The organism is Streptomyces sp. NPDC002838 (genome assembly GCF_040295365.1).
Taxonomy (GTDB): Bacteria; Actinomycetota; Actinomycetes; order Streptomycetales; family Streptomycetaceae; genus Streptomyces.
Window position 1 is genome coordinate 127,705 of sequence record NZ_JBEOVF010000008.1, and the last position, 12,346, is coordinate 140,050.

At 68.4% G+C, this 12,346-nt stretch carries 6 protein-coding genes; 4 read left to right on the top strand and 2 right to left on the bottom strand.

The window, feature by feature from the left end; all coding sequences use genetic code 11:
• The first annotated feature begins 161 nt into the window (after nucleotides 1–161).
• The 4 genes from ABT063_RS13500 to ABT063_RS13515 all read left to right on the top strand — a co-directional run bounded on the left by ABT063_RS13500 (nucleotide 162) and on the right by ABT063_RS13515 (nucleotide 11,033).
• Complete coding sequence (locus ABT063_RS13500) at nucleotides 162–1,310, top strand: serine/threonine-protein kinase (RefSeq protein ID WP_351057421.1); 1,149 nt, start codon at nucleotides 162–164, stop codon at nucleotides 1,308–1,310.
• Between the two features lie 67 nt (nucleotides 1,311–1,377).
• Nucleotides 1,378–4,392 (top strand): SNF2-related protein, encoded by a 3,015-nt coding sequence (locus ABT063_RS13505; protein WP_502990807.1) that lies wholly within the window; start codon nucleotides 1,378–1,380, stop codon nucleotides 4,390–4,392.
• Between the two features lies 1 nt (nucleotide 4,393).
• Nucleotides 4,394–9,781, top strand: a complete 5,388-nt coding sequence (locus ABT063_RS13510; RefSeq protein WP_351057423.1) for an Eco57I restriction-modification methylase domain-containing protein — start codon at nucleotides 4,394–4,396, stop codon at nucleotides 9,779–9,781.
• A gap of 1,084 nt (nucleotides 9,782–10,865) precedes the next feature.
• Entirely contained in the window at nucleotides 10,866–11,033 is a 168-nt protein-coding gene (locus tag ABT063_RS13515; protein ID WP_351057424.1) for a hypothetical protein, read from the top strand.
• A gap of 58 nt (nucleotides 11,034–11,091) precedes the next feature.
• Here ABT063_RS13515 and ABT063_RS13520 read toward each other — a convergent pair whose 3' ends face one another.
• Both ABT063_RS13520 and ABT063_RS13525 read right to left on the bottom strand, forming a co-directional pair.
• Complete coding sequence (locus ABT063_RS13520; RefSeq protein ID WP_351057425.1) at nucleotides 11,092–11,301, bottom strand: DUF397 domain-containing protein; 210 nt, start codon at nucleotides 11,299–11,301, stop codon at nucleotides 11,092–11,094.
• Nucleotides 11,298–12,152: a helix-turn-helix domain-containing protein gene (locus ABT063_RS13525; RefSeq protein ID WP_351057426.1), complete on the bottom strand. Its 855-nt coding sequence runs from the start codon at nucleotides 12,150–12,152 to the stop codon at nucleotides 11,298–11,300. The genes ABT063_RS13520 and ABT063_RS13525 overlap by 4 nt, the downstream gene beginning before the upstream one ends.
• Nucleotides 12,153–12,346 lie beyond the last annotated feature (194 nt).

Here is a 12,346-nt window from a genome sequence, read left to right on the forward strand (position 1 = left end):
CCTGGAGGTCTTCGCCGGGCACGGCGAGGAGCTGTGCTCGGTTCTGGAATGGTTCGCGCACGCGGTGCGGACGGCCCGGCGTTCGGGCCGGGCGGTCCCGGAACGGTCCGCTCACTAGACTGCACGGCGACGTAGCAGGACGAGGGGGAGGCCCACGGCCAGTGGAACCACTGCGGGACGACGACCCGGCGGAGATCGGCGGGTTTACGCTGCGGTCCCGGATCGGGGCCGGCGGGATGGGGCAGGTCTACCTCGGTGAGTCGGCCGGTGGCTCGCTGGTCGCGGTGAAGGTGATCAAACCGTCCGTCCTCGACGAGGAGACACGGGCCCGCTTCGTCGTGGAGGTGGACAACCTCAAGACGGTCTTCGGCTCCTGTGTCGCCGCGTTCGTCGGGGCGGACGCCCATGCCGACCAGCCGTGGCTCGCGGTCGACTATGTCCACGGCCCCGACCTGCGGTCGTTCATCACCGAGAACGGTCCGCTCCCGCTCGCCGAGACCGCCAGCCTCGGCGCTCTGCTCGCCGAGGGCCTGGGCACCGTGCACGCGGCCGGCCTGCTGCACCGGGACCTGAAGCCGCAGAACATCCTCCTGTCCGAGCGAGGCCCGAAGCTCATCGACTTCGGGCTGGCCGTCCTCGCCGAACGCCGCACCCAGCTCACCGCCACCGGTTTCGTCGTCGGGTCGGTGCTGTGCATGCCGCCGGAGCAGGCCCGGGGCGAGCACGACCTCCGGACGGCCGCCGACGTCTACGCCCTCGGTGCCGTCCTGCTCCACGCGGCCACCGGTCACTACCCGTACACCGGTGACACCTGGCAGGCGATCGCGCTGCGGATCGAGGACCCGAAGACGCCGCCCGACCTGTCCGGTCTCCCGTCCGAACTGCGGTCGGTGGTCGAGAGCATGCTCGCGTACGACGCCGAGGACCGCCCCCCGCTGGATGAGGTCACCCGTCGGCTCGTGGACGTCATCAAGGGATGCGGCCTGACGGCGTTGCAGGCCAGGCGGCGTCTCGAAGTGCGCACGCCGGCTCTGCCGCTGCCCGAGTTCCCGCCCTTGCCCGCGCGGCCCGACGAGACCTACGACCCGGCGCTCACCGACCCGGCCGTCGCCGAGGACGACGAAGCCTCGCCCACGGACCGGCAGCCGGACGGGGACGAAGCCGAGGAGGCCGAGCCCGCCGTTCCCGAGCCGGTTCCCGCCCCGACCGGTTCCCGTGACTCCCTGGGGCGCCTCTCCGCCCCGCTGAAGATCGCCGAGCGGATCCGCGCCGCGTACGCCCGTGACGCCCCTTTCCGACCGGAACCCTGACCAGAAGCGGGCAAGTCCCAGATGGCCCCTCCGCCCCCGCTCCACCCCGTGAAAGACTCTGCACAGCATGCAACGGAACACGCACGCCGCGGAGGAACAACGGGTGGCAGACCAGGGGAGCGCCCAGACGCAGGGCGAGGGGGAGACCAGGTATCCACCGGGCGCACAGATCCTCGTGCGCGACGAGGAATGGCTCGTCAAGCAGGTCAAGCCGGCGACCCCCGACGGCGACATGATCGAGGCCCTCGGGGTGTCGGAGTTCGTACGGGACGAAGAGGCCGTCTTCTTCACGAGGATCGACAAGGTGGAGCTCCTCAACCCCGAGGACACCCGCCTGGTCTCCGACACCTCCTCCTACTTCCGCCGCAGCCGGCTCTTCCTCGAAGCGGTTCTGCGCAAGACGCCGCTGCCGCAGACCGAGCGCGGACTCGCGCTCGCCGACCGCTTCCTGCTGGATCCGCTGGTCTACCAGCAGCGCCCGGCCGAGTTGGCCCTCTCCATGCGCAACCTGCAGCCCCGGATCCTGATCGCGGACGTGGTCGGTCTCGGCAAGACCCTGGAGATCGGCCTGCTGCTGGCCGAGCTGATCCGGCGCGGCCGGGGCGAGCGCATCCTCGTGGTGACCCCGCAGAGCGTCCTGGAGCAGTTCCAGCACGAGCTGTGGACGCGCTTCTCCATCCCCCTCGTACGCCTCGACTCGCTCGGCATCCAGCGCATCCAGCGCGAGATCCCGGCGGGCCGCAACCCCTTCACGCACTACAAGCGCGTGATCATCTCGGTGGACACGCTCAAGAACATCGGCCAGTACCGCCACCACCTGGAGCGCATCGAGTGGGACGCCGTCGTGATCGACGAGTCCCACAACCTGATCAACCCCGGCAGCCAGCGTCGCGCCCTCGCCGAAATCCTCGCCCCGCGCACGGACGCCCTGCTCCTGGCCAGCGCCACCCCGCACAACGGCGACAAGCAGTCCTTCGCCGACCTGATCTCCCTGCTCGACCCGGCCGCCATCGCCAACGCCGACCACTACGACCCGGAGAAGGACCTCGGTCACCTCTTCATCCGGCGTACGAAGATCAGCCCCGAGGTCCGCGAGGAGCTGGGCGACGAGTGGGCGGACCGCGGCCCGACTCTCTCGCTGCACTGTGCCGCCACCCAGGCGGAGGAGAAGATCTTCGCGGAGCTCGCCGAGTACTGGCTGCCGGTCACGCCGACGAGCACCGAGTTCGGCACGGGGGATCAGGACAAGCGGTCCGTCAGCACGGACCGGCTCTTCTCCTTCAACCTGCTCAAGACCTTCCTGTCCTCGCACGTGGCCCTCAAGGAGACGGTCGTCACCCGCGAGAAGACCCTCGCCAAGCGGACCCGGGAGGCCGAGGAGAAGGGCGCGAAGCCCGATCCGGCCGTCGCGCGCGAGCAGGAGGCCCTGGCCCGGTTGCGCGCGCTCACCGAGTCCATCGGCGACGGCGGCGCACCCGGCGACTCCGCCAAGCTGGACAAGCTGGTCGAGCAGCTGAAGGAGATCGGCGTCGGCCCCCGCAGTGACCAGCGTGCCGTCGTCTTCTCCGAGCGCGTGCAGACCCTCAAATGGCTCGCCAAGGTCGTCCCGCCCCGGCTCGGCTTCCCGCCGGTGGAGTCCACCGAGAAGGCGCGGGCCGTACGCCTCATGCACGGCGGCCTCAGCGATGACGAGCAGCAGAAGGTCATCGCGGCCTTCGGTCTCGCCGACAACCCGGTACGGCTCCTGTTCACCGGCGACGTCGCCTCCGAGGGCGTCAACCTGCACCGCCAGTGCCACGATCTGATCCACTACGACATCCCGTGGTCGCTGATCCGCATCGAGCAGCGCAACGGCCGTATCGACCGCTACGGGCAGAAGTACGAGCCCCGGTTCCGCGCCCTGATCCTCACCTCCGCCACTGAGGGCGCCAAGGACGACCGAACGGTCGCCGAGAAGCTGCTCCAGCGGGAGGAGGAGGCCCACAAGCTCAACGGCACCGCGGAGGCGGAGAGCGGCTACTACCGTGCCGAGGAGGAGGAGCGTCGGCTCATCCGCGAACTCGTCGAGGGCGGGACAGTCGAGGACTTCCTCGACTCGGGGCCGGGCGCCGGGGACGACGACGTGCTCACCGACCTCTTCGGCCAGGTGGACGCCATCACCGAGCACGAACTGCCGCAGCGCGCCCGGGTGCCCAGCCTCTTCGACGGCGACACGGCCGCCTTCGTGGACGCCGCCCTGGCCGAGCTGTACGAGGACCGCGCCGAGGACCTGATCGGCCTGGCCCGCGCCACGGATCCCAAGGTCGAGGGCGGCGGCGAGTACCTGTCCCTCTCCCCGGCCAAGGCTCCCGACCTGCTGCATCGGCTCAAGGCGCTCCCGCCCTCCTACCTCAAGGAGCAGGGCGTGGCCGAGCGGATGCTGGTCACCTTCGACCGCACCCTCGCCGCACGCAAGCTGAAGGACGCCCACGGCAGCCGGGACACGAACTGGCCGAACGTCTCCTTCCTCACCGACATCCACCCCGTCGTGGAGTGGCTGACCGACAAGGTGCTCGTGCAGTTCGGCCGGCAGGAGGCGCCGGTCATCGCCTCCCCGCACGTCCGCCACCCCACGTTCCTGGTGCAGGGCATCTACTCCAACGCCCTCGGCCGACCCACGGTGGTGCAGTGGATGGCGGTGACCGGGCTGCCCAGCACCCCGCTGGTCAGCCCCCTGTCCGAGGCCCTGGACGCGGCACGGGTCGGCCCCCGGCTCGCGGTGACCGGTGAGCCCAGGGACATACGGGGTCTGAAGTCCCTTGTCCCCGGGGCTGTTTCGGCGGCCCGCGACCATCTGGAGCGGACCCGGAAGGCGTGGGACGAACTGCTCGAGGAGCCCCTCGCCGAGTACCGCAAGCAGCTGACCGAGTGGCGCCAGGACTCCCTGCCGGGCACGACGAGCCGCCGCCGGCAGCAGATCGAGGAGACCGCGAAGGAGCAGTCGCGTCTCCTGAGCGAGTTGCAGACGACGGGCCGCCCCCTGCTCCGGGTCCTGGCCGTCCTCGACAAGCCCGCCACCCCGGCGACCACCGCGGAGAGCTGACGTGACGTACGACTCGCTGGTCAACCACGGCGACTACCTTTCGGCGCACTACCTGGCCGAGGTCCTGCCCAAGGACCTCAAGGCCAAGGACGGCCTGCTGGCCCGCTGGGCGGCGGCCGAGGAGGCGGAGCGCCGCCGGTACCAGGACGCGGTGGAGGAGGCCAAGCGGCTCGGCGAGGACCCGGCGACGGTCCCGCCGCGTGTCCGCACGCCCCGTGAGGGTCTGCGGGCCCTGCACGGCCCGTACTTCGCGAACCGGGCCGCCTTCGAGCAGGACGCGGCGGCCGCGGCCGACCCGGACGAACCCACCCCGGCGGACTGGGCGAAGCGGCTCGCCGACCTCCACCTCGCCACCCTGCGCGCCCTCGGCTTCGCACCGGCCCACGAGCAGAGCGTGACCGTCCACCGCTCGGGCCGCGAGTACCCGGTCCAGGTCCTCCACCACGAGCCCGGCCTCGTCACCGCGGTCTCCTGCGGCTGGGCCACCGCCCCCGACGCGGCCCTGGACCCGGACGGCCCCGGCGGGCTGCTCCACCCGGTCGCCCTGGAGGGCTCGGCACGCATCACGGACGGCAAGGCGCTCACCGACTTCCTCCTCGAATGTGACGAACCGCCGCGCTACGTCCTGCTGTTGGTCGGCGGAGTCGTCGTCCTCGCCGACCGTATGGCCTGGCACGAGGGCCGCTACCTCGCCGTCAGCCTCGACACGGCCCTGGACCGCCGCGACGACCGGGGCGGCGGTGAACTCGACACCATCGCCGCCCTGTTCGGCGCCGACTCGATGCACACCCCGGCGGAGGGCGGTACGCCACCGCTCGCGGACTTCGTCGACAAGTCCGGCAAGCACGCGGTGGGCGTGTCGACCGAACTCCGCGAGGGCCTACGGCAGTCGGTGGAATGGATCGCCAACGAGGTGCTCGCCAGACTGCGCGAGCAGGGCGTCACCCCGGAGCAGCTCGACGACCCGGCCCGCCTCGCCAAACGCCTGGGCCGCGAGTCGCTGCGCTACCTCTACCGGATCCTGTTCCTCCTCTACGCCGAGTCCCAGCCGACCCTCGGCATCCTGCCGTCCGCCTACCCCGAGTACAGCCAGGGGTACGGCCTCCAGCGCCTCGGCGACCTCGTCGTACGCGACCTGATCGGGGAGCGCTCGCGCCAGGGCTTCCACCTCTACGACTCCCTCGACCTGCTCTTCAAGATGGTGCAGCAGGGACACCGCAGGCGCGGCAGCGAACCGGAGGACCTGGCCGCCGAGGCCGCCGACCGCGAGGCGGCCGAGGCCGAGCAGGAAGCCGCCCGGCTCCTCGCCGAGGGCGCCATCACGCGGAAGGACCACGACGAGCGGATGCGCGAGGCCGCCCGCATGCGCCGGTCCGCCGAGCTGAGCGCCGACGTGGGGCTGCGCTTCGAGCCACTGCACTCCGAGCTGTTCAAGGACGGCACGGTACGGCTGATCGGGCAGGGCCGCCACGACACCCGCCTGCGCAACGAGACCCTGCACCGGGTGCTGCGCAGCCTGATGCTGACCAAGGGCAAGGGGAAGGAGCGCGGCGGCTTCATCTCCTACGCGCAGCTCGGCATCAACCAACTCGGCGCGGTCTACGAGGGGTTGATGTCCTACACCGGCTTCATCGCCGAGGAGGACCTGTACGAGGTGGCCAAGGGCGGCGACCCGTCCGGCGGCAGCTGGATGATCCCCGCCTCCAAGGTGCAGAACTACCCGGACGACGTGTTCGTCCAGCGCGAGGACAAGGAAACCGGGGTGCTGCGCCGGGCCTCGTACCCCCGGGGCACGTTCGTCTACCGCCTCGCGGGCCGTGACCGCCAGACCTCGGCCTCCTACTACACCCCGCCGTCCCTGACGAAGGTGACGGTCGAGCTCGCCCTCAAGCACCGCCTGACGGACGACACCTCGGCCCGGGAACTGCTGAGCTGGAAGGTCTGCGAACCCGCCCTCGGCTCCGGCGCGTTCCTCAACGAGGCCGTCGACCAGCTGGCGGAGGAGTATCTACGGCGCCGGGAGCGGGAGTTGGGCAAACGCGTCGACCCCGAGCAGCGGCCGGTCGAGCTGCAGAAGGTGAAGGCGTACATCGCCCTGCACAACGCGTACGGCGTCGACCTCAACGCCACGGCCGTGGAGCTGGCCGAGGTGTCCCTGTGGCTCAACACCATGCACCCCGGCATGCAGGCGCCCTGGTTCGGCCTGCACCTGCGGCGCGGCAACTCGCTGATCGGGGCGGGGCGGAAGGTGTACGCGGCGGAGGACCTGCCGGGCGGGGCGTGGCTGGCGAAGAAGGAGCCGCTGGCGCCGCGTGATCTGCCGTTCCGGGACGGCGAGTTGCCCGAGGGGGCGGTGCACCAGTTCCTGCTGCCCGCGGGCGGGTGGGGCGCGGTCGCCGCCGAACCCGAGGCGAAGCGGCTCGCGGAGGCGGAGGCCGCGGCGCTCGGGCGCTGGCGGAAGGGCGTCCAGAAGGCACCGAAGAAGAAGACCGATCTGCGCAGGCTGCAGGGGTTCGCCCGGCGGGCCGAGTTCCTGTGGAGCCTGGTCGCCAAGCGACTCGAACTGTCCGAGCGGAAGATCGCCCGGCGCGTCGACGTCTGGCAGGCGGACTGGCTGAAGCACCCGGCACAGGCCGTCGACCGGCAGCAGATTCTGGACGACCTCACGGCCACCGGGACGCCGTACTGGCGGCTGAAGACGGTCATGGACACATGGTGTGCGTTGTGGTTCTGGCCGCTGGACAAGGTCGGCTGGCTGGACGGTACGGAGCGGGTGTACGAGACCGGGGGCGCCCTCGTGAGGGAGGGGGACCTGCCTGGCTTGGGCGTGCCGGTGGCTGGCGAGCCGGAGGCTGAGGCTGTCGTGCCCGAGCCGTCCGAGGGGCCCGCGCCCGGGGATCTGGCCTGGGAGGCGGCGGGGCTGTTCGACGATCCGGACGGTGAGCAGGAGGCCTTGGCAGTCGCGGACCGGGAGGCGGGGCTGGCCGGTAAGAACAAGCGAGGGTCGACGGGTCGCAAGTCCGTGATCAAGGGTGACCGTTGGCGGCCGTGCATCCCACTGAAGACGCTGGACGACTGGCTGGACTTCCTGGAGTGCCTCCTGGGCGCTGAGGACATCGCCGCCGACACGTTCTTCGCCGGCCTCGACAAGCTTCCGGTCGACGAGGCGCTGGCCACGCTGCGGACGTTCGAACGGGAACATCTCGACACGCAGATGGGCATGGACCGCGCCGGTCTGATCGAGTCGCGCTTCCCGTGGCTTGCCACCGTGTCGGAGATCGCCGGGCCCACGGAGAAGGAGATACAGGCCGAGGAGGGGCAGGGGTTCTTCCACTGGGAGCTGCACTTCGCGCACATCTTCCAGGGGGAGCGGGGTGGGTTCGATCTTCAGGTGGGGAATCCGCCCTGGGTGCGGCCCGACTGGCTGGAGAACCAGGTCCTCGCCGAGTACGAGCCCTGGTTCATGCTGTCGGAGAAGCAGTCCGTGGCCGCCCGTCAGCAGCGGAAGGCCGAGCTGCTGCGGGAGGAGAAGGTCCGCGCGTACTACCTGGGGGAGCTTGCCTCACTGAGCGGCACGGGGGAGATGCTCGCCTCGCCGGTGGTGTATCCGTTGCTCGCGGGGACACGCCCTGACCTGTATCGGGCGTTCATGTGCCGGACGTGGGAGCACACGGGTCGGGACGGCACGGTCGGGTTGGTCCATCCCGACTCGCATTTCAGTGGGGACAAGGAAGGGCGCCTGCGCGAGGCCGCGTACGAACGGCTGCGTGTTCACGGTGACTTCGCCAACGCGAGCAACCGGTTCTTCCCGCCGCCGATCGGCCACGCCAGCCACTTCGGCGTGCACGTCTACGGCGAGGCAGGGGAAATCGGCTTTGACCATCTCTCTTGGCTTTTCTCCGTGGATGCCCTGAGGCTGTCCTACCAAGACGACGGCACCGGCCCTGACCCCGGCGTCAAATATGGCCACAGCTGGGACGAACGGCCGCATAAGAAGCGGATCGTGAAGGTGGACGAGGAGACGCTCGCCCTCTGGCAGCGTCTGACCGGCGATGAGGAGCAGCCGGTGCGGCAGGCACGGCTGCTGTCTCCGGTGAGTACAGCAGAAGCCAAGGCCATCAAAGCACTGGCCGACTATCCACTGCGGCTGGCAGCACATGAGCCGCAGATTACAAACGGGTATAACGAGACCAACGGCAAGAACGATGGTCACTTCGACTACAACCGCCCTGGCGATGACGGCCGGGTGCACTTGCCGACCGCATGGTCCGAGGTGATCCTCAAAGGACCCCAACTAGGCTTGGCCAACCCGATGTTCAAGCAACCTAGCCAGGGCGCCGGAGAGGTGCTGGGGCTCAATCCGCTCACGCTCGCCGACGATGCCGTACCCGAGACCGAGTATGTGTACGTGGCCGACGAGGACGTCTACAAAGGCGCTCAGGACCGGTGGATCGACCACAAGGTGCTGGCGGAGCTGCGGGCCTCGGAGGAGGAGGTGGAGAAGGCGCGGGTTGTGGTGGCTCAGAGGCGTTTGGTGGCGCCGGAGAAGGTGACTGCTAAAGACATCGACGCGTATCTGGAGGAGCAGTCGCGGCGGCCGTACACGGACTTCTATCGGGTGGCCTGGCGGAAGATGATCGCGCCGGACACCGAGCGCAGCCTCTATGTTGCCCTCTTTCCGCCTGGCCCCACCCACATCGACGCGATGCGCAGCGGGGCGCTGCGAGACACACGCACCACGGCACTGACAGTCGGTTTCTGGTCCTCCATCCCAGTGGACTACTTGCTGCGTACCTCCAAGGTGAGGAACCTCGACGTGGCTCCCGCACGCCGACTGCCCGCCCCCGCAGAGGACCATCCGCTTGCCCTCCCCTTGTTGCTGCGCACTCTCCGGCTCAACTGCCTTACCAACGCGTACGCAGACCTGTGGGAAGAGCTGTACGACCCGACATGGACTTCCGAACCCTGGGCGTGCGACTGGCCCGGCCTGAGCCCGCTGCACAAGGTCACGCCGGCCTGGAGCCGCACAACGCCCTTGAGGACCGAGCGCGCCCGCCGGGCGGCCCTCGTCGAGATCGACGCTCTCGTGGCCGTATGGCTGGGCGTAAGCGCCGACGCCTTGGCGGCTATGTACAAGTCCCGCTTCCCGATCATGCAGGACTTCGACGCTGACACGTGGTTCGACGCCAACGAGCGCAAGATCGCGGGCAGTCGGCACACCTACGGCTTCGGCCAGACCAAGGAAGACTACGAACACCTCCTCGCTTTCAACAAAGGCGACCGCCCCGAACCCCCCGAGGGCTATACCGCCCCCTTCCACAAGGCCAACCGCGAAGCGGAAATGCGCGCTGCGCACGCATACTTCTCCGCAAGGATGATTGAGTCCTGATCAGACTCAAGATTCAGCGCGCGCAACCCGGTAGCGGTCGGCTGGCCCGTGTGTACGGGCTCAATCCCCATGCCCTCCGTTTCTCGCTCGGCGGAACCCCGTTCCGTTTCCCCAGGAGTGGAGCAAGTGAGTCCGTATGTGTGAGCCTCAGCTTCGCCCTTGACGGTTGGCTGGTGGTGCGTAGACCCTGAGAAGGCCGAAGAAGGCTGAAGAAGGCCTAACAAGGTGTCCAGAAGGTCGACGAGTGGGGGAGCGTATGCAGGTTGAGGTTGATGAGGGCACAGGGCGCAGCTTGCGCTCGATGGCAGCGATTCGCGGCTGCTCCACAGGCGAGGTAGTTGCATGGCTGCTGGAGAGAGTAGTAGGCGAAACTGCGCGACCTGAAACAGTGCAGACTTTGAGGGCCGGAGAGGTGGAAGTTTTCGCCTCGTACCGAGGAGAACGCATTTCTGCTGTACTGGATAAAACTAATCGTGGCGTGAGGATCACGTCGGGACCGCTCATTGATCGACAATTTCGTTCCCCTAGTGGGGCGGCAAAGGCGGTCGTTGAATCCCTCAATCCTGGCCGTGAACATTCTGAGCAGAATGGCCTACTTTTCTGGCGGGTCGCGGACGGCCGAAAGATTAAACAGATTCTCCCGTAATCGAAGGGATCTGTTTGTTTAAGCGTTTGGCCCGTTGAGTGCCCAGCGCCGGGTCATCCCTGATGCTGGGCATGCGCGCTCCTATCCAGCTTGAACTGCTGGTCCCGGTTGTCTGATCGTCGCGAGATGCGTGGACAGGTCAGTGAGCAGCAGACGTCGAACTGGCGAAACAGTACTGGATCTTCTTCGGCTTATGGATGCTCAAGTGCGTGAAGCGAGCGGGATGAGCTGAAGCTGCATCCACCGTGCCAGCCCGGCAGGGCGCAACTGCCCCGACACCTTAGAACTCGTTGCGCGCAACCAAGCGCGGATGCTCGGGGCGTGCGCCGATGCGTCCTGCTCGAAGATCCCTTAATGCCCAAAAAATGTTGAAGAACTTGGAAGGGCCAGCTCTTGAACGGGTCGGATTCCCGCTGTAACCACCGCTTCTATGAAGTCTTGATCGTCATCGAGACATCTGTGATCCTCGGTTTTCTCGCTGGCCTCCTCATGATTGCTCTTGGTGCGTCGCCGCTTACCGCAGTGGGCGCTGGTGGCGTAGCGGTCGCCAGTTGTTTTGGCATCGGTATGGGTGCTGCCGCCTATGTCAAGAAGCAGGATGCCTAAGCGCTTCGTGGGGCGGCTCGCTGCCAGCAGTCTGACGTTTATCCGCTTCAGCCGCTGATTACTGCGCCGAACTGGCGTCAGAGCGGGCAGTATGCGAGACGAAGTCCGTCCAAGCCGTGGGAGAGAGCGCAAGCTGCGGGCTCTGCTCGTCCTTGGAGTCCCGGACGCGGATTGTGACAGGGGTGAGGGCGACTTCCACGCAGCTGTCGCCTTCGGAGCCGCTGTAACTGCTCTTGAACCAGGCCATTTCGGACGTGTTGCTGCTCATTGCGCTCCTCGCATTCGCTCCAGCAGGCTCCGGGAGTCCGCTGGGGTGAGAGCCTGCGAGCGCAGTTTCGCATACCGCTGTTGGAGGACGCTGATCTCTTTCCGGTCCGAGATGAGACGGCCGTTCTTCTGCCCCTCCGAGTAGGCGAACCACTGGTTGTCCGGGGTCTCCAGCAGCTGTACCGGCCCGTCCAGCCCCGCATGCGCAGGCTGCCACAACGGCATGACCTGCACCTCCACGTTCCAGTTCCGCTCGATCACGTCCAACAAGTGATCCAGTTGCTCCAGCATGACCTCCTCCCCGCCCGTCCCTCGCTTCAGCACCGCCTCCTCGATGATGAAGTTGAACGCGCACGGCGGCTTCCGCCGCGTCGACAGCAGTTCCCGCCGTGCTAGCCGCGCGGCGATCCGCTCGTTGAGCTCCTCCTCGGACGGCCTTGGCGGCACACTCAACGACACCGCCCGCATGTACGCCTTGGTCTGCAACAACCCCGGCACCACCCGGCATTCGTACGTGTACAGGCTGATCGCGGTCGCCTCCAGCCGCGCCCACTGCCGGAACCAGGCCGCCAGCCCCGGCTGTCGCGCCAGTCGGTCGGCCGCCTTCCGCAGGACACCGGTGTTGCCCAGCGACTCCTCCGCCCGCTCCACGAAGGCCGGGTCCGGCATGCGCCGTCCCAACTCCACCGATGCCACCGTGTGTTTGGAGAAGCGGACCTTCTCGGCCAACTCCGCCCGGCTCAGACCTGCATGCTCCCGCAGTGCCTGGACCACCGCCCCGAACGTCCGTAGACCGTCCGAGGGCTCCGGCTCGCCGCCCGTGCCCGTCCCCACCGTGCTGTCCGCCACCATCGGCCACCTCCCGCGCACCCGCCCCGCTGCACACTTCGAGCCCGCCCATGGTTACGGGACGTGACCGGTACTGTCCAGTCCGTGACCGCGTACGCTGCCGCAGCGTACGCGGTGCACCCCTGGTGAACCGGTGCTCCCGGCCGCCAGATTGGGTCCATGACCACACCCCCCGCACCCCAACAGCCCGTCACCGT